The sequence below is a fragment of the Candidatus Magnetominusculus dajiuhuensis genome, from assembly GCF_046044395.1.
In the GTDB taxonomy this organism is placed as follows: Bacteria; Nitrospirota; Thermodesulfovibrionia; order Thermodesulfovibrionales; family Magnetobacteriaceae; genus Magnetominusculus; species Magnetominusculus dajiuhuensis.
The window spans coordinates 1-24,787 of record NZ_JBJUSG010000028.1; the positions used below are offsets into that span (position 1 = coordinate 1).

General features: G+C 47.4%; 16 protein-coding genes. 6 read left to right on the top strand and 10 right to left on the bottom strand.

Going from position 1 to position 24,787, the window contains the following annotated elements; translation table 11 throughout:
- Positions 1–337: 337 nt before the first annotated feature.
- Complete coding sequence (locus AB7D94_RS05705; protein ID WP_420264771.1) at positions 338–3,601, bottom strand: FG-GAP repeat domain-containing protein; 3,264 nt, start codon at positions 3,599–3,601, stop codon at positions 338–340.
- Between the two features lie 124 nt (positions 3,602–3,725).
- A complete protein-coding gene (locus AB7D94_RS05710; protein ID WP_420264772.1) occupies positions 3,726–4,583 on the bottom strand; it encodes a lytic transglycosylase domain-containing protein in 858 nt (285 codons plus the stop codon).
- A gap of 407 nt (positions 4,584–4,990) precedes the next feature.
- On the opposite strand from AB7D94_RS05710, the gene AB7D94_RS05715 reads away from it, so the two are divergent.
- From AB7D94_RS05715 to AB7D94_RS05725, 3 genes are all read left to right on the top strand, one after another.
- Positions 4,991–6,847: a histidine kinase dimerization/phosphoacceptor domain -containing protein gene (locus AB7D94_RS05715; RefSeq protein WP_420264773.1), complete on the top strand. Its 1,857-nt coding sequence runs from the start codon at positions 4,991–4,993 to the stop codon at positions 6,845–6,847.
- Between the two features lie 9 nt (positions 6,848–6,856).
- Positions 6,857–7,732, top strand: a complete 876-nt coding sequence (locus tag AB7D94_RS05720; protein WP_420264774.1) for a response regulator — start codon at positions 6,857–6,859, stop codon at positions 7,730–7,732.
- A 245-nt stretch (positions 7,733–7,977) separates the two neighbouring features.
- A complete protein-coding gene (locus AB7D94_RS05725) occupies positions 7,978–11,457 on the top strand; it encodes a C1 family peptidase (RefSeq protein WP_420264775.1) in 3,480 nt (1,159 codons plus the stop codon).
- A 72-nt stretch (positions 11,458–11,529) separates the two neighbouring features.
- On the opposite strand, the gene AB7D94_RS05730 is transcribed toward AB7D94_RS05725, so the two are convergent.
- Positions 11,530–13,026 (bottom strand): B12-binding domain-containing radical SAM protein, encoded by a 1,497-nt coding sequence (locus tag AB7D94_RS05730; protein WP_420264776.1) that lies wholly within the window; start codon positions 13,024–13,026, stop codon positions 11,530–11,532.
- Between the two features lie 373 nt (positions 13,027–13,399).
- Entirely contained in the window at positions 13,400–15,388 is a 1,989-nt protein-coding gene (gene uvrB / locus AB7D94_RS05735; protein ID WP_420264777.1) for an excinuclease ABC subunit UvrB, read from the bottom strand.
- A gap of 175 nt (positions 15,389–15,563) precedes the next feature.
- Between uvrB and AB7D94_RS05740 the strand changes: the two genes are divergently transcribed.
- Together AB7D94_RS05740 and AB7D94_RS05745 are read left to right on the top strand one after the other, a co-directional pair.
- On the top strand, positions 15,564–16,187 hold the full coding sequence (locus tag AB7D94_RS05740; protein ID WP_420264778.1) for an ASCH domain-containing protein: 624 nt from the start codon (positions 15,564–15,566) through the stop codon (positions 16,185–16,187).
- Positions 16,188–16,442: 255 nt separating this feature from the next.
- On the top strand, positions 16,443–17,804 hold the full coding sequence (locus AB7D94_RS05745) for a protein kinase domain-containing protein (RefSeq protein ID WP_420264779.1): 1,362 nt from the start codon (positions 16,443–16,445) through the stop codon (positions 17,802–17,804).
- A gap of 61 nt (positions 17,805–17,865) precedes the next feature.
- Here AB7D94_RS05745 and AB7D94_RS05750 read toward each other — a convergent pair whose 3' ends face one another.
- The 4 genes from AB7D94_RS05750 to AB7D94_RS05765 all read right to left on the bottom strand — a co-directional run bounded on the left by AB7D94_RS05750 (position 17,866) and on the right by AB7D94_RS05765 (position 22,371).
- Positions 17,866–18,552 (bottom strand): hypothetical protein, encoded by a 687-nt coding sequence (locus AB7D94_RS05750; RefSeq protein ID WP_420264780.1) that lies wholly within the window; start codon positions 18,550–18,552, stop codon positions 17,866–17,868.
- 30 nt (positions 18,553–18,582) lie between these two features.
- A complete protein-coding gene (locus tag AB7D94_RS05755) occupies positions 18,583–19,590 on the bottom strand; it encodes an ATP-dependent nuclease (protein WP_420264781.1) in 1,008 nt (335 codons plus the stop codon).
- Between the two features lie 19 nt (positions 19,591–19,609).
- Complete coding sequence (locus AB7D94_RS05760) at positions 19,610–19,909, bottom strand: putative quinol monooxygenase (protein WP_420264782.1); 300 nt, start codon at positions 19,907–19,909, stop codon at positions 19,610–19,612.
- Positions 19,910–19,989: 80 nt separating this feature from the next.
- Positions 19,990–22,371: an endonuclease MutS2 gene (locus tag AB7D94_RS05765; RefSeq protein ID WP_420264783.1), complete on the bottom strand. Its 2,382-nt coding sequence runs from the start codon at positions 22,369–22,371 to the stop codon at positions 19,990–19,992.
- A gap of 97 nt (positions 22,372–22,468) precedes the next feature.
- Here AB7D94_RS05765 and rfbC point away from each other — a divergent pair, with 97 nt between their 5' ends.
- A complete protein-coding gene (gene rfbC, locus AB7D94_RS05770; protein WP_420264784.1) occupies positions 22,469–23,014 on the top strand; it encodes a dTDP-4-dehydrorhamnose 3,5-epimerase in 546 nt (181 codons plus the stop codon).
- A 145-nt stretch (positions 23,015–23,159) separates the two neighbouring features.
- On the opposite strand, the gene AB7D94_RS05775 is transcribed toward rfbC, so the two are convergent.
- Both AB7D94_RS05775 and AB7D94_RS05780 read right to left on the bottom strand, forming a co-directional pair.
- Positions 23,160–24,092, bottom strand: a complete 933-nt coding sequence (locus tag AB7D94_RS05775; RefSeq protein ID WP_420264785.1) for a sulfite exporter TauE/SafE family protein — start codon at positions 24,090–24,092, stop codon at positions 23,160–23,162.
- Between the two features lie 11 nt (positions 24,093–24,103).
- Positions 24,104–24,685 (bottom strand): NAD(P)H-dependent oxidoreductase, encoded by a 582-nt coding sequence (locus AB7D94_RS05780; RefSeq protein ID WP_420264786.1) that lies wholly within the window; start codon positions 24,683–24,685, stop codon positions 24,104–24,106.
- Positions 24,686–24,787 lie beyond the last annotated feature (102 nt).

The following is a 24,787-nucleotide window of genomic DNA, read 5'->3' on the forward strand; positions in this document are numbered from 1 at the left end:
CTGACTATGCACACTCACAGGCGCACGATTCCGGACAAGCCGGAATGACGGACTAAGGGTAAATTCACTATTCCTTAGTGCGAAAGTTCAGTTAGAAATGTCTTGGCGTTAGGCGTAGATTATAAAATCTGTCATTCCTGCGAAAGCAGGAATCCAGAAACACCGTTTTACTGTGTGATGATATTTTTTAATAAATTACATTATTCATCGGAGCTTCCATTTATTATTATGTTGTTCCATGCTTAAAATAACTGGATTCCTGCTTTCGCAGGAATGACAGACTGTTAGATATTACTCTACCCATATGAAATAGAAATGGAATGAAATAGAATTAGAATTAATCCCAGCCCCAGCTTATGTCCCGCATTATGTCTTTGAACTCATATATGCGTATCCTGTTTTCAACAGGGGCAAGGGCCGCATTTATCAGTCTCTCAGCCGCTGCGAACTTTGTCAGCTTAATAGGAGTTACCGCCGCACCTCCGCTGATTGGAAACCTCCCCTCAAGCATCCAATATGTCAACAGGCCCAAGTAATAGACTATTGTCTTTTCTACAACATCGTCGCTGTCTAATGTCTTTTCTCGCGATGGATTGACGCAAAACTCGGGCGTCACAAACCAATCTGTCCTGAACGCCGCCCTGTATTTCGAATTCTTACGAATAAATTCCTTATCTATATTGAGCTTAGACAGCCCGTTGCCGGCAAGCAGCACCTTCCCATCATCCCAAAATACGTGCGATGGGTGTAGGTTGGGTATGAACCGAAGTGGCCGCGCCGCACTCAAAAGCACAACAATGGCCGTGAGGATGTCCTTCGCCTTGTGCGGCGCTATCCCAGCCCTGCACAGTGTTCTCAACGATGACGCCCTTATGAGCGGTTCCACCTGCACTATCCATTTCTGGCTCCTGTGCACATTCTGTATCCTCGTAAAACCATCAGGCAGTGCTTTAAAGACCGGGTCGTCGGCTATATTGATATGATTGTTTTTAATAGGAATGCACCTCAGCATCACTTCCGTCTTCCTCTCTTGATTGTACGCACTTAGTGAGACAAACATGCCGTGGTCCCTGACTAACCCCATTGCCACGTAATCGGAAACCACTACCATTGGAAATCCCCTTCGCGCCAGACAGTCCTTGAGACGCTTGTTTATTAACTGGTCAACCCTTGGCTGAAGCTGCTTGCGTCTGTATGCCGTCAATATCCCAATCTGATCTCCTATCTGCCTCACTCGGCTGAAAAAATGCTTATCGAAATTTAAAAAATAGGTCTCGATTTTATGCTCAGGCAACCTGTCCAACACATCCATCTCACCTGTGCCGCAGCCGTCCTCATGTTTCGATAAAATAAACCTGTGCAAATAGTTAAAGGCCGGTTTAAACTCGTTGAGATTGAGGAACACCCTCGCCAGTTCAAATTTCAGCGCACAAAGTGCGCCGTCGTTCGTTTGAACGTCGTAGTAGTCCCTTTGGAAGAGATGCCTGAGCTGAAAAACAAGCCAACCGAACAGGCTCACTTTGGCAAGCCTTAAATAGAATATTCGCCTGTACAGAACAAGTATATACCTATAAAACCTCCGCCTCTCACGGTCACTAAGCTCAACGCCACCTATCACGTTGCTCTCGTACTGGCGCAGTATATCAAGCCATTCCATCGTACCTCTTCTTATCATCTTTGCAAGCAGGATTCTGAATTTGAAATCCCACGCCTGAGTAGGCGGGTTAGAGAGAAGGCCGACATTATTCAGGTACTCTGTGACAGCCCCGGGTGCAGGGTGGGCGGCAATCACTTTCTTCCATTTGCCTTTTTCCCTCCACCCAAAAAACAGCCAATAAAAAAGCCTCAATAACAGCGGGTAGTTAAACACGACTAATATGATGACAGTTAATACGAATATCCCCGTTGCCACAGGTATAAAGGCATTGATAACGGCACGAACCATCTGAACCTTGTTGTAAAAAACCGCAACACCCGGCTCTTCCAAAAATTCAGGGTCTTGTTTCAGTACATAATCTAATTTTTTCTCCACATCTCTATGCAGGACGAACTGAATCAGCGCCGGATAGTCATACAAAGATACCATCTCCATTATATCTCTTTTAACGGCGGTTAAACTCGATAAAAGCGTCGCCTCTTGTTTGATTGTTTGTTTAAATGCCTTGATTGTCTGCCGAAAATATTGATCACCGGGATATAACTCTCCGGCCATGGACATGAGTACATCTGCCCTGTCGTCATTGTGCGACTGAAGGGAGTTCTTTAGTTCCGTAAGCAGGTATTGCATATGCGGCGGTGGCAGTACCCCCTGGTTAAAATAGTCCGGCATGTTTGGATTTTGCAGGGACAGTTTGATTGCGGGGGCAGACGTAAAGAAAATCCGGTTATCGCCCGTTATGCTGGTTATGCCGGTCAGGGCAAACTGTCCTCTGCCAACAGGGAAGAGGTATAGTTTATCTAACTGCGGTATGGGTGTGCTGAATTCGGCGAGCTTGCTCTTCCCGGCGTCTTCGATTCCATAAAGCGTATTATTGTCCTGAGATAAAACCATGGGGATGTACTGGCCATTTTCTGATTTCCTGATGTATAGCGGTATTTGGTCATAGAGCCTGACCCCGTCGGCAACGGGTGTCTTAGCGAAGTTCCCCGCACTGATTTTCCAAACCGAGTTGGTCTCTATGATATTTAGATATAAAGAACAATCAGAGCCGTTGGCACAGAAGGCCGGGAGCTGATTCATAAAGCCATATTGAAGGCCCTTATAGATAATGTCCGGTTTAATAGACAATGTCTTGCCAGCGGTCACGGTAAGCGTATAGAAATCTACGGTCTTGTTGTACGAAGGGCAGATGAGCCGCCACGTGATGGCGTCCTTTGATTCAGGGCCTTTTATCAGCGTAGGGGCAACCCGCAGTTCATTCACAAGGGGAAGGGTTACCTGGTCGAATACAAAATCGTTTGATGTGGAGAGAAACACCTGTAAGAAGTATTTGTCTTTATAGGTGAAAGGTATAATAAAATCATAAATACCGTCGTCGTTTAAATCTTCTACGACGGCAGATGAGTATGTAGTGCCGTTTACATCAAACTGATAGACATCTAAAGGTGCCTTATTAGCTAAGCCCTCGCCGTCAATCAGAAAAAGCCCTCTGGCCGCGATAAGTACATCAACATTTCCATCGTTATCGAAGTCGGCAATGGCCGGCCTTGATACAATGCTGCCGGGGATTGTAACCTCAGTTCTCTTTGTAAACGTGCGGCCATCTATGACCGCGAAAACACTTTTTTCCGCCGTCTTGTCATAGTCTGCCAGCTTTGCGAAGGCCAGAATATCGGCGGCGCCTGATTTTTTAGTGTCAAGAAGTATAGGGTCTGCCTTAATGGATTCGCCGATTTTAATAGCGTGGGGCCTCTTGCCGTTTGAGTTAATGGCAACGATATAGCCCTTTTTCGTGCCGAAGACGATCTCGGTTTTGCCGTCTCCACGTATATCGCCAAAGACGAGTGATGTTGATATCTCACCATATGTGTCAACCCAGTGCTTGTCGTTGTCAGGAGGGAAATCCCACTGGGCGGCATAGGCCATAAGTGGTAAAAGCAATACCGGCAACACTTGTATAAACAGTCTGCTACTTAAACGTGGCCACATCCATTGATTATATAAATATTCGACAGGTTAATGTAAAAAATATTGCTGCCGTGGAATTATGGCCGCCGCCGCTACACTACACCATTGTGGAGTTTTCAGAGTAGCCGCGATAGTAACCCTCTACTTTGGCGACATAGTTCTTTGTTTGCTGCGGCATTTTGTCGGGTCTTCTGTCCAGATTGCCCATACCCCAGTTGTATGCGGCGAGGGCCTGGTGTACATTGCCATCGTACTTATCGAGTAGTTGACGCAGGTAGCGGCTCCCACCGGCGATGTTTTGTCTTGGGTCATAGCTGTTAGTAACACCAAGTCCTGCCGCTGTTGACGGCATCAACTGCATCAGTCCTTTGGCGCCTGACCTTGAGCGAGCGCTGGCGTTGCCACCACTTTCGGCAACTATTACCGCCTTTATCAAAGCGGGATCTAATCCATAGTTAGAAGCTGATTCTTTTATATAACTATCGTATTTATCAAGATTTGCTGACGAAGACGCAACCGCGTCATCACCTGATGAGGCATCAGCGCTATACGACGCCTGTTTGTAAGACCGCCCGTTGTGCGGCTTATTTGACGCCATTGCGTTGGAATTCCATCTACCGGACGTACCGTGTAATCTTCCCTCGTCCGACATTTGTCTTAATGAACTGTTTCTGTCTGAGGTTATAGCCGACATATCTGTTTTAAATCCGGTACTGGGAAATACATTCCCACTTTCAGGAAATAAATTCGTATCGTCTATTTTGTCTACCGATAAATACGTATCCATAGCGCTCATCACGGGGTCGCTTGATGCAGGGGCTGGCGATGTGGCCTGCTTTCTCCTGTCACCTGCCACGACATTCTGTAAAACGGCCTTGAAACTGCCGTTTGCGGTGCTTCGAGACCTTGCGGTGGCCGTCTGAGCCCCTCCGGCACTCTGTAGTTCCTCTGTCAACCTATTTTCTATTCGTCCAAACATGCTATGTTTAAAGCAAATACCATGCCAGTTGCGAAGTCAAGCCATGAGATATTCTTGTACCCCGGCTATTTTTGGAATTCCCATGAAAAAACCCATATAGATTAAGTAGTTAGTTGTAAAATACTGAGACTCTCCGTATCTGCATCATTCTGGATTCCCGTTTTCACGGGAATGACAGACAGGGGGGAGGCGTCATTTTATCGTCACAACAGTCGGAGTTCTGAAGCCGCCAGCGAGGGGATAATCCCCCGTCTTGGCGGCGGCAGCCGGAATTCAAAGGATACAACGTGGCGAGATTTATGGGGTGAAGGGGGGGTTACCCCCCCTTCGTCGTTAATCCTTTTGCTTTTATAATCACGCCAATATATGTTACAATCTATCCCATGAACATTGGTCTTTTAGAGTTTTTCGTTGACCTTCACAAACCCTCTGCCCCCGCTGTGAAAGATGTGCTGCTTGTTGTGAGCGCCGACAAAGAAATTGTCGAATTCATTAGCAAGGCCGCGGCGGAGATTGGATGCGAGACACTGTCCTCTGATAGTGCCGTGGAAGGCCTTGCGATATACCGCAAGACAAGGCCGCCCGTAGTTATTGTTGATGCCGAGTCAATTAGCCCTTCATTCATCGGGGAACTGGGAATTTCAGAAAATGACAACGTCTCAATTGCCGTGCTGGCAACCCATGGAAGCGTTGGTGATATGGAGCAATATTTCTTATGGAAGCCGCTTAAAGGCGCCGAACTAAAGGGCTTTATCAGGCATTCGCTGCGCCAAAGCCGCCTGATTAATGAACGTGAGAACATGTTTGCCGTAATGGCAAATTCCATCACGGACGCCTTCGTAATAGTAGATAAAGATTTTAACATCTTGTTCTGGAATAAGGAGGCCGAAAAAATATTTCTATATAAGGCCGCCGACGTGATAGGACAAAGTCTGCTAACGTCTATTATACAAGAGAAATACCACCACACACTCTCAAAATACATCGGCCATATAACCAAAAACATTGACTACCTGAGCAATAGAAACATCTACGTCATGGCACTGGACAAACAACAACGGGAGATATTCTGTAAGATTAAGATGACGCCGCTGGAAATCAGAGGGACAGTCCTGGCGGTTATCGCCTTCAGAGACGCCACCGACCTGCACGCAAGACAAGAGCTTACTATGCTCAAGGGCCTCATTGACAACCTCGACATTGGTTTTGCCATTGGCGACCCCGAAGGGACGATTATCTACGCCAACTCATGCGTCAACAAACTTCTGTGCCTGGGCAATGCCCCGATTACCGGCAGGAATGCCAGAGATATTTTCCCCGTATTGGCAGATTTATACATACCGGAGAATCTCGTCAGGCTGGAGAAATACTCAGCCGACCTCACTATAAAATTCAGCGCCGATGACGTGCTCTATGTCCGCCTGAAATGCGATACTATCTTAAACAGCAGCGGTAGCATCTCAGCCGTGTTCATCACCTGCGAGGATATGTCAGAATGTATGGAAATAAGAAAGGAGGACGGTTTAGCCCAAGACAAAGAGCTGACTGATAAGTACGAACAACTGCAGATTGAACTCTCCAGACGCAATCTGATAGAAGACCGCATGGGCACAACCGTCAAAGACCTCAACATGCTCCTTAAGGAGGTCCACCACAGGGTAAAGAACAATCTCCAGATTATCTCCAGCCTCATCAGCCTCCAGTCGGAGACCATTACCGACAACTACCTGCTCAATATCTTTAAGGACACGCAAACCCGTATCAGGGCAATGGCCCTCATTCACGATAAACTCTATAAATCAACCAACATGTCAAAGTTGAATTTCTCCGAGTACATACAAGACCTTATGGCCGAGCTATACGCCACCTATGAGCATTACATAAGCAGCGTGGCCTTGAAGGTTGACATAGACCCTGACCTTGACATAGACATAGACATAGCCATCCCCTGCGGCCTGATTATCAACGAGCTGATTACCAATTCAATAAAATATGCCTTTCCAAACCGCCACGATGGCGTCATCAGGGTAAGTTTTGCCCGGCATGAAAACGGTAAATACGCCTTTAGCGTCGGTGACAACGGCGTCGGATGCCCAGCGGGAATAAATTTTAAGACGACCAGATCCCTTGGCCTTCAGTTGGTAAATGATTTGATTACAAGGAAATTGAAGGGTACTATTGACATTGATACCAATAATGGGACAAAATACCACATGGAGTTTTATGCTCAGAAATCATAGGGGGATATAATGGAACAGACGGCTAATATGCTTGAAGGGGCAATGACATCCGGGATAAACATCCTCGTAGTTGAGGACGAGATAATCACCGCGCGCGACATAGAGGCAAAGCTGAAAAAACTGGGACACGGGGTTGTCGGCATCGCCTCAAGCGGCGAGGACGCGATACAAAAGGCCGCTGAGCTGACGCCTGACATGATACTTATGGACATCACGTTAGACGGGAAGATGGACGGCATAGAGGCCTCCATGGAAATCGAGAAGCACCAGAACGTCCCCATAATATACCTTACCGCCCACACGGACCTAATCACCCTGCATCGTGCTAAGGTAACCGAACCGCACGGCTACATAGTCAAACCCTTTACGCAGAGGGACTTGATTATCACTATCAGCATGGCCCTGTATAAACACAGGATGGAGATGAAACTACAGATAATGAACCAGATGCTCAGCCTATTTTTGGAGCCTATAGCGTTAGAGAAGAAATTACATCGGGCGCTTGAGATGATAGTGTCAATTCCCCGCATGTTTTTACAGACACGTGGCTGCATATATCTCGTAGAGAACGACCCTAATGCGCTTACATTGAAGGCGTCTTTGAGTAACTCCGATTGTCCCACCGTAGCGGTTGGGCAGTGCCTGTGCGGGCTTGCGGCCGCTAAACAAGAGGTAGTCTTCTCGGATAAAATGGACAAGCGCCATCCGCTCATGCAAGACGATATTCCGCATGGACACTACTGCGTACCGATTCTCGCCGAGGGCGCTCTACTCGGTGTAATGAATATCTACGTGAAAGACGGCCACAAGTATGACGCATCGGAGGAGAATATCCTGACCGCCTATGCCAATGTCATCGCCAACGCGCTTCACAGCTCAAAATAATATAAAGGATTAACGACGAAGGGGGGGTAACCCCCCCTTCACCCCGTAAATTTCGCCACGTTTTATCTATCGCGTTTGGGCTGCCGCTCGTTGGCGGCTTCAGTGCTCCGGCTATCAGAAAACTTTCCTTTTTTGTAATCAGGATTACATAGCCTATGTAATTCAAATGACATACTCACGGCCAATCTATCTGTTATCCTAAAATCAAGGATGTAGAAAATTAAAAAAACATGAAGGGGGATAACATGAAAAAGACATTTTTAGTAGCAGGGTTCGTGATTCTTTCGATTTGCGCGTTAATGGGTGTAGTGTATGCGGGTGAGAGTCTAAGGTCATCCTCGTTAAACTCCGCGATTGAGGCAGCCGGAGCAAAATGGCAGGCAAGCGAGACATCTTTTTCAGCGCTGACATCACAACAAAGGCAAAACCGCTTAGGACTTATTGAAGCCGATTATGGCGACACATCAAAAATTTCTTATGCCCCATTACCTAAGGGGACAACCCTGCCGGCAAGCCTTGACTGGAGAAACAATAACGGCAATTGGGTTACTTCTGTTAAAGATCAGGGAGACTGCGGCTCATGCTGGGCATTTTCCACAACGGCTGCATTAGAATCCTATACATTGATAAAGAATAATACACCGGGCAAGGACCTGGATTTGTCTGAGCAGGTGATGCTGTCATGCAGCGGCGCTGGCAGTTGTGCCGGTGGCTATCTCACCTATGCCTCTGACTTTTTACGCAACACGGGTGAACCAGTGGAGTCTTGCTACGCATATACGGGAACTAATGGCTCCTGCTCAAGCGCTTGTGGAAGCCGCGTCTCCTCAGCAGACACAATAAACTCGTGGAAGCTGGTTTCAACCTCCGCTACTACCGTTGATATGTTAAGAACCGCCCTCAACACATACGGCCCATTAGTAGTGTCTATGGCGGTTTATTATGATTTCTTTTTCTATACCGGCGGTATATACAGTTACGTAAGCGGCCCTTATGAAGGTGGCCATGCAGTTTTACTAGTTGGCTACAACGACGCGCAGCAGTATTTTATCGTAAAGAATTCATGGAGCCAATACTTTGGTGAAAACGGCTACTTCAGGATAGCATACTCGCAGGTTACAGGCGTAGTGGGATTCGGCGCGACTACAATAGCATACCCGCAGCCCTCGCCTACACCTACCCCCGCCCCTCTGGCGGTGTCCCCGTCTACCCTGACAATAGCATCTGGAAAGACAGGCACAGTTACTATCTCAGGCGGGCAGGCCCCGTACACAGCCACCTCCGGCAGCGCCCAAATCGCAACAGCATCCGTAAACGGCACAACGGTTACTATCACAGGCGTTGCCACCGGCGCAACAACTATCACCGTAAAAGATAACGCCGGCAGCAGCAAGACCGTATCCGCAACCGTAACCGCCCCATTAGCGGTAAGCCCTGCCAGCGTTAATATAATAACCGGCAAGTCGGCGTCTGCATCTGTCAGCGGCGGCACCGCCCCTTATAAGGTATCGTCTTCAAGTGCGGCAGCGGCAACGGCGTCAATAAGCGGCAGCACCGTTACCATAACCGGCGTTGCGGCTGGCTCAACCACAATAACCGTTACCGACAATAACAGCTTAACCGCGACAATCAGCACATCCGTGACCGCCCCATTAGCGGTAAGCCCTACCAGCATTGTTGTTGCGGCAGGCAAGACAGGTTCAGTAACCATAAGCGGCGGCGTGGCGGCATATGCGGTATCGTCTTCAAGCGCGGGCGTAGCAACGGCATCAGTAAGCGGCAGTACCGTTACCATTAACGGAGTTGCGGCAGGCACGGCTACCATTACCGTTACCGATAAGAATAACACAACAGCAACCACCAGCGTTACCGTGGTTGCCCCCTTAGTAGTAAGCCCGGCCAGCGTTAGTGTCATAACCGGAAAGACGGCAACTGCGGCTATCAGCGGCGGCACGGCGGCATATGCGGTAATGTCTTCAAACACTGGCGTGGCAACGGCATCAATCAGCGGCAGCACCGTTACCATAACCGGCGTTGCGGCAGGTACCGCCACCATTACCGTTACAGATAAGAACGGCTTAACCACATCAATCATCGTAACCGTAATTGCCCCCTTAGCGGTAAGCCCATCCGGCGTTATCGTTGCGTCTGGCAAATCGGCAACAGCATCTATCAGCGGCGGCACGGCGGCATATGCGGTATCGTCTTCAAGCGCGGGTGTGGCTACGGCGTCAATAAGCGGCAGCACCGTTACCATAACCGGCGTTGCGGCGGGTACCGCCACCATTACCGTTACCGATAAGAACGGTTTAACCGCAACTATCAGCGTAACCGTAACTGCCCCCTTAGTAGTAAGCCCGGCCAGCATTAGTGTCATAACCGGAAAGTCGGCAACAGCATCTATCAGCGGCGGCACGGCGGCATATTCGGTAATGTCTTCAAGCGCGGGTGTGGCTACGGCGTCAATAAGCGGCAGCACCGTTACCATAACCGGCGTTGCGGCGGGTACCGCCACCGTTACCGTTACCGATAAGAACGGTTTCACAGCGGCAATCAGCGTTAGCGTAACTGCCCCTCTGTCAATCAGCCCTGCCAGCGTCACTGTTGCGGCAGGCACCACGGCAACGGCCACTGTCAGCGGCGGCACTGCCCCATATAAAGTAACAAACATCTCTTCACAAGCGGCATCGGCAAGCCTCACCGGCAGCTCACTGACCGTAATCGGATACTCCGCCGGTACGTCAGCTATCACCGTTGTTGACAAAAACAACACCTCGGCGGTTATAAATGTTACCGTGACCGCCCCCTTATCGGTCAGCCCAATGAGTATCAGGCTGCCAGCGGGCACCTCAGCTACCGCAACCATCAGCGGCGGCTCACCTGCCTATACGGTAACCTCTGGAAACACGAAGACAGCAACCGTAAGCCTCACGGGCAGCACAGTTACTGTTACCGGAGTTGCCACAGGCGTAGTCTCTATTACTATACTCGACAAGAACAACGGCGTAGCCTCCATAGGCGTCACCGTAACGGCGCCATTAGCGGTAGACCAGGCCAGCCTCAGCGTCGTAACCGGCAAGTCAGCAACAGCGGCAGTAAGCGGCGGCAGCGGCGCATACACGGTATCGTCTTCGAACACGAAGACGGCCACAGTAAGCCTCAACGGCGGCACTATTAGCATAACCGGCGTTGCCGCTGGCACGGCCACTATTACCGTTACCGACACGAACAATACAAAGGTCTCTATCAGCGTTACCGTAAATACCCCTGTAGTGGTAAGCCAAAGCAGCGTCAGCGTCATTGCCGGCAAGACGGCAACCGTGTCTATCAGCGGCGGTACTGCCCCATATGCGGCATCAACAAGTCTGAAAATAGCGACACTAAGCATCAGCGGCGGCACTCTCTCAATAACCGGCGTTACCACAGGTATTACCACTATTTACGTTACCGACAAGAACAACACTCAGGCTGCTATCACCGTTACAGTGACTCCATCTTTGGCAGTCAGCCAAAGCAGCGTTAGCGTCCTTGTCGGCAAATCGGCATCAGTGTCCGTCAGCGGTGGTACTGTGCCATATGCGGCAACATCTGGAAACACGAAAATAGCGACGGTAAGTATAGCCAACGGCGCTGCCACAATAACCGGCGTTGCCAAAGGTACTACTTCCATTACCGTTACCGACAAGAACAATACCCAGGCCACTGTCAGTGTTATCGTCCAATAGGGGTTAGGGCGTACGACAGTGGTTAGGGCACTTGGCTGGGCGCGGTGTTGCTGTAACAGGCAACACCGCGCGTCAGTATTTGTCTGCGATCCTGCCTTTTATCTTCTTATACAGTCTCTTTATTGTCCTGACGGCACAGGGAATCAGCTTATCTGTTACGAACTTCTTTTCGAGTAACGACACCACGGGTTTAGAGGCAAGCGCCCTTATCAAGCCGCGTGGAAGCCGCAGCTTGAGCATAACCAACAGCATCGTCGTATAGTGAATCCTGTTTTGCCTGTGCCAATGCCACGTCTTCAACTGGTAATCTGTGGATGTGTCAAGGAGGTTTTCCTCAACGGCCTTGTTACAGAGCGCGGTTCCATTATAGAAAACCAGCGAACTGACCCCTATCATGGCGTTGCGGGGCATATGGTCTAATAAATAATTAATTGTAAATAAGGTATCCTCCGGCGTTTCCCATGGATTGTCAACGATTAAATCAATGATAAGGGGATAATTGGGATGCCGTAGAGAGAAAAACTTTAAGACCTCGTCAATGTTTTTATTGATTGCCACGCGGCGGTAGATCGTCTCCATGTTGGGCGCCCGGCTTTGCAGGCCGATCTGACACGCTATCATCCCGCACGCAATGAGGTGTGCGGTCAGCTCTTCTGTAAAATAGACCGGAGTAAACAGGCTCTTAAAGGGCAGCCCATACTTTTTGAGAAGATTAGCGGTCTCCCAAACATCCTTCCTCGCAAAAAATGAATCGTCCTCAATAGATAATTCATTTACAAAGGGGAAATGTTCTTTTACCCAGAGAATCTCCTCCTCTATTTTTTCAATGCTTTTGAAGCGTACCTTTGGGGATTGAACTTTTTTTAATACATTGTTGGCGCAGTAGGTGCAGTTGTCCGGGCAGCCCCGCGCCGTCTCCATCCTGTATATGTAAACAGTGTTATCACGGTTGGTTTCTGGCCGGAATGCCATGAATGGTTTATAATCCTCAAAAGAACGCATCGGTATTATCTCATCCAGGTGTTCAACGTAAACGTAGTGGCCCTCAGGGCCGTAATCGGGAAGGGGCAACGAGGAAATATCATGTATAGAGTCAAGTTCCGGATAGCCCTGGCCGCGAAAATATATATTTTTAATCGCACTGGGCGCGCTACCCGCCTCAATCTGTCTTACAAGTTCAAGCATCGCGTACTCACCGTCCCCTATGCAGGCCGCGTCGGCGAATTCAAGCGCCTTCAACGGGTTTAAGGTCGGAAACACACCCCCAAATATGACAAAATTATCTGCCCGCTTCAGTGCCTTCGACAACTCCGCCCCCGCTCGCATGTAGTTATCCATGAGTGTAATCCCAATTATTGAGGAGTCAGCGGTCATCACCCTGAGCCTTTCAAGCAGGCTTTCAGGATAGCTGATATGACAAAAAGGCGATATATTCCATCCCGATTCGGTTGAGGGCATGGGAAGAAATATCATTCTGGTGTCAAATCCAGCGTTTTTAAGCACCGCCGATATTGACCTCAGGCCGGCGTTATACAGAGAACTGTACGGTGATACTAAACTTATCTTCAATATGCTCTCCTTTGATAGTGAAAATGGCCGATTCTGTTAAATAACTCCATAAGAAAACTGGATTCCTGCTTTCGCAGGAATGACAGACTACATACGGCAACAGACTACATAGGGCAGATGAACACATGGATATGTCATTATGCGCTGCGCCTGCCATTATGCCCGCTACTGCCGACTACACAGGCAGATGAACACATGGATGTGTCATTCCTGCGAAAGCAGGAATCCAGAGAACCCTCTGCCAGAGTTAACTTCACTGACATTTAATAAATTCCACATGGCATAATTTCTGACTCCGGTATTATACAAATATTGCCACCTAAATGAACATGATTTATTATAATTTTTCGATAAAAATAATCTTTGATGAAAATTATCCCATCCCAACGGCAAGCGCCTTTTCCCGTATTGCCTTTATCTTGTCTCTGATAGTGGCCGCGCGTTCGAAGTCCAGCTTCTGTGCCGCTTCTTTCATTTCCAGCTCCAGCGCCTTTAATTTGTCCTCGTCAAAGACATCAACCATTTCTATCTCATCCTCTATCGGCACTGTCCAGTAGTCGGCCTCGTATATGGTTGCAAGGATGTTTTTTATATTGTTGATTACAGTCTCAGGGGTTATCCCCATTTCTTCGTTATACTGGAGCTGCTTTATACGGCGGCGCGTGGTCTCGTCCATTGCGCGGCGCATAGAACCTGTTATTGTGTCGGCATAGAGCAGCACCTTGCTGTTTACGTTTCTGGCACCGCGTCCCGCCGTTTGAATCAGGGATTTCTCTGACCTCAAAAATCCCTCCTTGTCGGCGTCAAATATCGCAACAAGAGATACCTCAGGTAAATCCAGCCCCTCTCTCAGCAGGTTTACCCCGACCAGACAGTCAAACACACCCATGCGCAAGTCCTGAAGTATTTTTACCCTGTCAAGCGTGTCTATGTCTGAGTGCAGGTAGCGTGTCCTTATGCCCAGCTCATTGTAGTACTCCGAGAGGTCCTCGGCCATCTTCTTTGTCAGCGTTGTAACTAGTACGCGCTCTTTTCTGCCAGTTACGAGCCGGATTTCTCTTATCAAATCATCCACCTGGCCACTGACTGGACGTACGAACATCTCGGGGTCTAAAAGGCCCGTCGGCCTGATGATTTGCTCTACTATATTGCCGCCTGCCTTGTTGAGTTCATACTTGCCCGGTGTTGCCGACACATATATGGCCGCCTTTATGCGTGCCTCAAACTCGTTAAATCTTAGCGGCCTGTTATCCAGTGCGGAAGGGAGCCTGAAGCCATAGTTGATGAGGGTTTGTTTTCTGGCCCTGTCGCCCTCATACATGCCGCCTATCTGCGGGATGGTTACGTGGGATTCGTCTATGACGATTAACAGGTCATCGGGGAAGTAGTCTATAAGCGTATATGGCGGCTCACCCGGCGCCCGCCCGCTTAGATGGCGCGAGTAGTTTTCTATCCCGTTGCAAAAACCGAACTCCTTCAGCATCTCCAGGTCAAACATGGTGCGTTGCTCTATGCGCTGCGCCTCGGCGGGTTTGCCCTGCCTGAGAAAATATTCAACCTGTGCGCGCATCTCCCTCTTAATCCCTGAAAGGGCGCCGTCAATTCTGGCCCTCGGTGTTATCCAGTGTGAACGTGGATAGATGGCCACCGTCTTCAGGCGCTTTAGCCTTAGCCCAGTAATGTGGTCAAACTCATAGATGGCGTCAATGTCATCGCCAAAAAACTCTACCCTAATCCCCTTGTCCATCGAAAAGGCCGGAAACACCTCGACTATATCGCCGCGTACCCTGATAGAGCCGCGCTTAAATTCCCTCTCCCGCCGCTCATACTGAAGCGCTGTGAGCTGTTCCAAAAGGGTGTCCCTCTTAATTGAGTCGCCCTCTTTTATCACAAGGTGCATACCCATATAGTCCTCAGGCGAGCCGATGCCGTAGATACACGACACAGAGGCCACCACAATTGTGTCGCGCCGCTCAAGAACGGCCATTGTTGCTGAATGCCTTAGCCTGTCTATGTCCTCGTTTATCATGGCGTCCTTCGCAATATACGTGTCGGTCTTAGGGATATAGGCCTCTGGCTGATAGTAATCGTAGTAGCTGACAAAGTACTCGACAGAGTTTTGTGGAAACAGCTCCCTGAACTCTCCATAAAGCTGGGCGGCGAGGGTCTTATTATGAGCGATGACAAGCGTGGGTAATCCTAAATTGGCTATGACGTTGGCTATTGTAAAGGTTTTTCCTGAACCTGTTACACCTAAAAGCACCTGATGCCCCGGCTTTGCGGCACCGGTGGTGAGCGTTGCTATGGCCGCCGGCTGGTCGCCCTTAGGGGTAAACCCCGTTATAAGCTGAAAATCCCCCACGGCGTAAATTATAACTTAAACGAGGGAATAATGGGTATCGCGGCAGTTGAAATGCCTGTAACCCGTCAGAAGACGCCACATCACGCCGCCATATATCTGTCGTTCAATAAATAATTTCAGGTACTTGAGATTTCTATTGATAATTAATTCTGTTTGTGCTATAATGCCAGCCGTAATGATTTCGTTTGAGAAGCGGTTTTATGATAACATAAGGGAAGGCAGGATAACGCTGGCTTTCAGGCACTGGGATACCCTTAGGGTGTTAAGAGGAAAGATATACCGGTCTCATAATATAGGCCTGTTGCGGATTATTGATGTTGACTTCAAGAGGATTCAGAATATCACGATAGATGAGATAAAGAGATGTGGATTTGAGACTATGGAGGAGTTTAACGCGGATTTTTCTTTGCACGCGGAGACAGAGGTAGATTTCGAAAGGGACAGGGCCGTTAAAATAGAGTTTGAGTACATCGGCGAGGACATTGAAAACTATAAGAAATCAATGGGAAACGTAAAAGACTCGGAGATTTTTAATATTAAAGAGCAGCTTTTAGTCCTTGAGCAAAAGAACCAGGCCCCGTGGATACGCAAGACACTTCAAATTTTGAAAGACCAGGGGTATATCATGTCAAAGGATCTGGAACCGGAGATAGATATTCCATCGGATACGATAAAAAATTTTATGAGAAACCTCAAGGCCCTGCATTTGATCTCCACAAATACGAGAAAGGGTTACTCTATAACCCCGTTAGGCTCGAAACTCCTTCGCCACCTGTGCAGCAAAGACGATGACGCATAAGGTTTACCGTCTACAGTTCCATTTATCTGTCACCCCATACGCAATTTAGAAGGAGAAATCCCCCGCCTGTTAGAAAAAAATTAATCTTTAAATACATTGAGAGTACTAAATACCCTGAGAATACTGTTAAAATACATTGTAAATTATAGATTGTTTTTATATAATTGGAGTATGGGGTTTATACGGCATATTATGTGACACGAACATGAAGTCGGGGTGTTGTGCAGGCCGTGGGTGGTGTGGAAGGTAGGGAAAATGGCTGATTTGGCAGATAAAATAGGGCGTTATGAGATTATAGAAAAACTTGGCGAGGGCGCTATGGGGGTGGTTTTTAAGGCGCATGACACCATAATTGACCGCGTAGTGGCGATAAAGACAGTGAAGCTCAGCAGTGGCGGCCTCACGCCGTCGGCGCACAATATGATAAAACAATTTTGCAACGAGGCGAAAATCGCTGGCCGCCTGAACCATCCAAACATAGCGGCAATCCACGATGTAGGAGAGCAGGCCAATTCATTTTATCTTGTCTTTGAGTATGTAAAGGGTGTTACGCTTAAGGATTTAATCGTCAGGGGGGATAAAATCCAGCTTAACGATAAGATTGCTCTGCTGATACTCTTAGCGCGCACATTACACTATGCCCATCAGCACGGCGTAATACACAGGGACATTAAACCAGCAAACGTGATGATATTTGACGACATGCAGATCAAGGTTATGGATTTTGGCATAGCCGTGCTGGACACTCAGGCAAACAAGCTTGACGACACTATGGGGATTTTTACGGGGACGCCATATTACATGTCGCCGGAGATGGTAAGAGAGGAAGAGATAGACAAGTTGACCGATGTGTTTTCATTAGGGGTACTGTCGTATGAGTTTCTCACGGGGGTGAAGCCATTTACTGGTGTGAATTTTAAGGAACTATTTGAGTGTATAGAGACAAAGGACCCTGAGTTGCCTCATCGCGTTGACCCATCGCTACAGGAAACCGTAGGCGCGTGCATCATGAAAACGCTTGAGAAGGACAAGGGGAGGCGTTATCAGTCGGCGGGTGAATTCGCTGACGCGCTGGAGTATTATCTTGAGGCCCGCGCAAAGAATAGGACTGCCCCTACCTCGCCGTCGGCTGATTTTAACAAACTGGAGTTGATTAAGATGCTTCAGAACAGGTATTTATTCTTCTCGGATTTTACGGAGGCGGAGATGTTGAAGCTGTTTTCGTTGAGCGGGAAGAAGATATACAGAAAGGGTGCGGTGATATTTAAAGAGGCCGCGATAGATGACAGGATGTATATAATAATAGCCGGTCGGGTTAAGCTCATAAAGCAATCCTCTGATGATGGCAAGGTGACATTGCTTAAGGAGCTAAAAAACGGGGATTGTTTTGGGGAGTTAGGGTTCTTAAACAACTCACCGCGTTATGCCGCCGCTGTGACAGAGACAGACACGGTTTGCATACTAATAAGCGACACAGTATTAAGGAAGACGGAGCCGTATATCTGTTTAAAACTCTACAAGAATCTAAGCGTAATGCTCTCTGAGCGAATCCGCCAGGGCGACGAGAAAATCGGCAGCCTGACACGTGAAATCGAAGAACTAAAGGGATGCGGATAATAGATAGTAATAGCCGTCGGAACTGCTGAGGAAAAGTCGGAAGGCCTTTTTTTAGACAGTTCTATGGATTTTGCCCGCCGTCTGGAGCTGATTTAATAACGGCTTCGAGTTTATCAAAAAAATCTATTACATCCTGATGAAGCTCCTCTGGCAAGAAACTATTGCATAAATCAACGCGATTAATAATCAATCCAAAACGTTCGCGTAAAATCTGGAAAAGCGAGTCTTTATTTTCAAAGAGTATTTTTTTACCGTTGACTTCGCTGAAAATATTTGCGGATACGTCCCGCCATGTTTTCGTTTTAGGCAAAGTGAGATTCTGTTCATTAAAGAATGTTTCAATGGCGTTCATTATAGTATTATTAAATAGATTTATGTCCGTTTCTTTTCTCATAGCAAGCGCCGATCTTTGCCATGTATCAGGCACAAGCAAATAATTTTCTATGTTCCTTCTCTTCCATTCAAAAAGAACAGGGTTGTTAGGTTCTGGATGATAACTATTCTCTGAATCGTAATCAAATAATATTATGTGTTTTAGGTTAGGAACTATTTTAGTTAGTCCATCAAAATGCTTACCTGAAAAATTACACATATCTTTTTTTGAACCGCCGCCCAACTTTTTGATATAAAATCTTTTAAGCAACGGCTGTCTACCAAGCACAGAGGCCCATGCGTTTAATATTCTCTCATCATCTTCCCCTTCGACATACAAGATAAATGGATCCTGCCTTGTATTTACAATCTCCATATTATTAACGTCTGATAACGCGGTTATGATTTATTCTGTTGATTCGATTCTTTCTGGCTTTTGGTTTAGTAGTGAAATAATATTACCGTGATCAACTCTATTAATAAATTCTTCCGCATGTGTGGCAATTATAAATTGAGTGGTATTTAATCGTTGGAAATAGTTTAGAATTTCCCGCTGGAGATTGACGTGCATGTGAGCGTCCGGTTCATCGAAAAGAATTGTGGTTAGCCCTTTATACCCATAATAAAAAGCAAGGAGTGTCAACGCCTGATGAAAACCGCTGCCCCCTGTAATAATATCGAATTCTTTTCCTGTTTCATTTTTGTAGTTGATTTCGATATAAATGCTTTCACCTTTTTTGTAAACAGGAGGAAGGAGATCCACGTTAAACCATTCCATTACCATTTTCTTAACGGTTTCCCAAGCTTCGTTTTTATCTTGCTGGTCAAATACTCTAAATAGGAGATTTCGCAAAACAGAACCTGGTTGCCCTTTCCCGACATTTTGTCTTACAACTGCATCGTCAAACCAATTTTCAAAAGGATCCAGTCCTGAAAAAGGGGGAACGTAAACTATTTGGGGCAGAGCTCCTTCAGCATATAGTTTTTTGAATTCGACCCATCCACTTTTGGGAATAGCATAAATAGCTTGCGGCGATTGATACCTCAGCTCGACTCCAAATTCCCCGTCGGTTCCATCGCTTTTTGAATACTTGAGTATGATCTCAATTAGAATGTATTCCTGTGTTTTTTTCCCATCATTTTTGGGATATACTCTGTCAACCTTATCTCTCCATAATAAATTAAATTCTGGTAACGGCAGTGCCGTAAAATTGGGCAATACGATTTGAACACCTCTTGTCCCTTTTCGCTGTGACCTGTGAAATTCGTCAACACAGTATTGCCAAATCGCCATCGCCTGCAGGATAGTGCTTTTGCCGCTGTTATTCCTTCCAACCAGCAGGTCAAACCTCGTAAAGGTATATGTCTGGTCAGTTATGCCCTTAAAATTCCTTATCGTTAATTCTGTAATCATACAAACTTTATATCCTTAATCAACTCTCTTTTCTCCACAGCGTCACCTGTATCGGCTCGGCAAATATCTCTGTGGATTTTTTAACGATGGCCTGAAGATAGGGCATTGCTGTGTGTTTGTCAAGGGCCTCAGCACTTGCCCATATTTCGTAGAACATGAAATAACCCGGTATTTCCTTCGACTGGTGAAGGTCATATGCGATACAGCCGCTCTCTTTGCGCGTGTCGTCAATCAAAGACAGAAGCTCTTTCTTTACCACATCCACCATCCCATCCTTCGCCTTTATTAACGCCATCACTGTTACCTGACTGTTGTCCATACCTTGGTTCCTCCTTAAATGTAATGAGTTCTATTGTAACAAAAAATATGGGATTTATTGTATTTTTGGGCGGCAGTCAGTTATGTGTTTAAGGAAACAACTGTCACCGCCTCGCCGCCCGTGTCTTTGTCGCCCTTTTTGTATGCCCTTACGAGCGGGTGCGCCTCTAAGTGTTCCCTTACCGCCCGCGCCAGTGTGCCGGTGCCTATGCCGTGGATTATCCTTACGTCTTTGTGCTCCGCAATTGCCGCGTCGTTCAGGTATCGTTCAAGTACCGAGATGGCAGGGTCAACGCGCTGCCCGACGAGGTTTATTTCATATGGGATAAACGACGACATCCCCTGTAATTCAGAATCGGACGTCTGCCTGCGTGCAAGAGCAGGTGGCTGCCCTTCTACGCGCTGAAGCGCACCGATAGAAACCTCAATTTCACGCCCCCTTACAAGCACAACCGCACGCCCCTTTTTTATAGCGGTGACTGTGCCGTCGGCATCGAATCCTTCTATGCGCACGGTCTCACCCTGCACGAGGTTCTCTATCTGAGGCGTGTGAGCATTTTGCAGCTCACGCTTTTCCTGCCCAAGTTTGGCAAGTCTTTTGTCTATATTCATTACCAGCTCCCTCGCCCTCAGCGTGTCGGCCTTTGTCAACTCCACGAGGATTTCTTTGGCCTCTATTTTGAGGGAAGACAAAATTTTTTGAGCCTCGTCATTGGCCTTTAGGAGCGTCATATTTTTTTGCCGTTGTATTGTGTCAAGTTCCTGTCTTAATGTGTCTTTGACTGTGGCAATCTCATCGTGGAGCGCCTTAATTGCCAGTGAATCTCTTTCATACCGCGATATTTTTCCCCGCAAATCAGACATCAGGGTCTCCATTTGAATAGCGGCGCCGGATAGAAAACCCCTCGCGTCTTCAATTATATCGCTATTGAGGCCGTAGTGTGCCGCTATCTCAAAGGCGTACGACGTGCCCAGCTCCCCCGGTGAGAGTTTATATGTCGGCCTGAATACCCTGCCTTTGTTTACGTCCGGGGTTATTTCCATAATCATCGCCCCAACTGTGATGTGCTCTGTAGTAGCCGCGAACATCTTTAATAGCCGAAGATGGGTCGTGACCACAGAAAGCGCGCCAAGGCTCGTCAGGCGCTTCAGCAGTGCGCACCCCAGCGCCCCACCCTCGTCAGGGTCAGTGCCTGAGCCTAGCTCATCAAGCAGCACGAGGGTCTCACCGCCGCTCTGTGCCACTATTTGGGCAAGGCGGCCTATGCGGGCGGAAAATGTTGACAGGTTGTCCTCTATGGATTGCTCATCCCCTATATCCACGAAAATATTCTTCACAAAGGCAATAATTGACCCTGACAGCGCCGGAATGTGCATTCCTGACAGCGCCATCAGGTGAAGCACCCCGATGGTTTTTAAAACCACGGTCTTGCCACCGGCGTTTGACCCGGTGATGACGATTGATTTATTGTCGCCACCCAATGTGAAATCCAGCGGGACTATCTCCTCTGCCCTATTGTGTCTTGCGAGGGTTCTTAACAGCAGGGGATGGCGGCCTTTTATAATGTTTATGTGCCTGTTTTCGTCTATCAGCGGGGCAGACATTTTTAGGGCGTCGGCAAATTGTGCCTTAGCCATCACTGCGTCAAGGATTACTACCAACTCGTAGTCTTTTTCTATATCAGTCAGGTTATCGCGTATTGCGCCGGAGAGTTTTTTTAGAATCTTGAATTCCTCTATCTTCTCCTCAGACCTAAGGGAATCTATCTCGTTGCCTACGGGCTGCGTTTCATACGGTTCGGTAAATAGCGTCTCGCCGGTTTTTGAAATATCGTGGATTACGCCAGGTATTTGACCTCTTGAGTCCCTTCGGACAGGGATGACCCAGCGGCCATTTCTTATCGTTATAAAATCGTCCTGTATGTGCGGCTCAAGGGCATGTCTTTTCAGGAGTTTTTCGAGGATGTGTTTAACCCTCTGTTCCTGTGCGGCAAGTTTTTTTCGGATAGACGACAACTCCGGTGATGCCTCATCAGTAATGCGCCCATCTGCGTCAATGGATTTTGCGATTGCCCGCCTTATAAACGCGTGGCCGGTTATTTGAGAGACGGCTCCAACGATATTGGGGCTGTTCTTTTCGATGGACAGACGTTTTAGGCTCAACGCCGATTCAAAGAGGCCAATAAATTCCCGTAATTCAAGGGGTTCAAGGATGGCCCCCTCAGGATGGAGTTGGGTAAATAACGGCAGCATGTCGTTAAATGGCTCAATGGCCGTGTGTTTATCCTCTGAAAAGAGCGCCCTCCACTCGGATATATGGTCAATTTCGCGCCGAATCACAGCGATGTCCGAAGAGGGGGTAGTCTCGGCGATTAGCGCCTTGCCCGCAACGGTTACGGCATAGGACATGGCCATATCCAGTATCTTGTGAAACTCAAGGCTTCTTTGTGCTACATGGTCCATCGTGGTGGTATTATAATAATTTCCCTTATGTTTTTACATACGATTGTTGATATTGCTATAATAGCGCCAACAAATATGACTAAAGGAGACAACGAAGATGCCTTTTGAGTTTGAACGGCTGGACATACCAGACGTAGTGCTTGTAACGCCGCGTGTGTTCCCCGACGACAGGGGGTTTTTTAAGGAACTTTATAAGTATTCCGATTTTGCCGCCTTTGGAATAAAAGAACGATTTGTACAGGATAACTTCTCAAAATCCTCGAAGGATGTCCTGAGAGGGCTTCACTATCAGGTTGCCCCAAATGCGCAGGGGAAACTTGTCTCATGTCAAAGGGGTGAAATATTCGATGTGGCGGTGGATATTCGCGCTGACTCCGGGACGTTTGGGCGGTGGGTAAGCGCAGTGTTAACCGGTGAAAACCATAAGATGCTCTACATACCTCCCGGCTTTGCCCACGCATTTGTCGTCCTCAGCGACACAGTAGAAGTTATGTATAAGTGTACGAACGAATATTCACCCAAAGACGACAGGGGAATTATATGGAACGACCCCGATATAAACATCAACTGGACAGTGAAGACCCCACTTGTGTCCGACAAAGACGCACGGCTGCCACGATTGAAAGATGCAGTGAAAATGTGAACGTGAAGGAAGTAAAAGGATTAACAACGAAGGGGGGGTAACCCCCCCTTCACCCCGTAAATCTCGCCATGTTTTATCTATTGAATTTGGGCTGCCGCCCGTTGGCGGCTTCCAGAACTCCGGCTAAGGGATATCACACAAGGCATTAAAAAAACTGGATTATATAATTTGATGCAAGGAAAACTATTACTGCTCCTAGCGCCAGTTTTATGATTTTTTGCGGGATGTGTTTTTGTGTCTTTGCCCCCAGATACATGCCGACAAATCCTCCAATGCCAAAGAGAATTCCAAGTAACCAATCAGGATTAGCGGAAACTCCTCCAGCGGCAGGAATTATGCTGAAGAAAATCGCTCCCGCTAACGATGTTATGAAAGTTCCCATCAAAGCAGCCCCGGCTATAGTATAAACAGGCAGATGAAAGATGGCCACGCAAAATGGCGCGATAATTGACCCACCACCAATCCCATACGCCCCGCCTATGATGCCAACAACAAAAGACATTATGAACATGCTGACCGGTTTGAAGGAAAATCTCTCTCCCCAGAACTCGTATTCTATTTTCCTGATGGATAGGGATATCGTTTTCACTACGGCCTCAGAGGAAATTCCCGCGTTAATTTTAAACTTGTCGTCTAATGCTTTTGAGGTAGGGGGGGATGATTTCTTCCTGACTATGAATTCCTTCAAAAGTCTTATCCCTATATACATCAACACACATCCCACAAACAGCTTAAATACCTTCGGGTCGGGAAGATAAAAAACCCTTACATAATATCCGATAAATACGCCAGGTAAGGTCCCTATAACTACAACCCATGTGAGAGGCCATGCCATACGGCCTTCTTTTATATACCGGTATACGCCACTTGGAATCGCAACTATGTTAAAGACATGGTTTGTCCCGCTAACTGAAGGAGCGGTATAATTAAGAAAGCTCATCTGAAATGGAAGCAAGAGAAATGCCCCGGATATTCCCCCCATAGATGTAAAAAACGAGATAACCATCGCAACAAGGGGTGGCAATAAAATATTCGTCTTAACCCCTGAGACTGGAAATATTACACTAAGTAAATCCATTATAATTCTCCTCAGCTTATCATTTTGGCAACGCCCTTCACCTCTTCAAGCATTTTGGCTCGCTCCGCGTCGGTGATATATGGAATGGCGGTAAAAAACACATGCTTCAATACCTCCATAGCGCAGAACCTGTATATGCCATCGTCTGAGGTTTGACGCATACTGTTAAACATGCCACTTTTTGCGTACATCTCCTCAGGGGTGCCGGTTGTGTTGATTATCAGGACTTTTTTGCCGTTTAGAAGCCCCGCAGCACCAGCCTCGTTTATTGTAAAAGCAAAACCGAAAGAGAAGACCCTGTCTATGTAACCCTTAAATATAGCCGGCAGTCCTGTCCACCAAATCGGGTGGACGAAACTGATTACATCGGCCCAGGCGATGTGATCTTGTTCGACTTTAACGTCAGTGGCAGACTTGCCGGCCTGGATGAGTTCAAAATCAGATGGTTTTAACACCGGGTCGAAATTTTGTTCGTATAAATCCCTGATTCTGACCTCGTGACCAAGGGACTTTAACTCCCCCGAGAGGGTCTCCATTATGGCGTGATTAAAACTCTTAGGATTGGGATGTGCGTAAACAATCAGATTTTTCATTTCGTCCTCCTTATACACGTGTTTGATAGTATACACTGACCGAATAATAGTATATACTGACCGAATATGTAAAATCTATATGCAAAAAAATGTGGCGCGTGT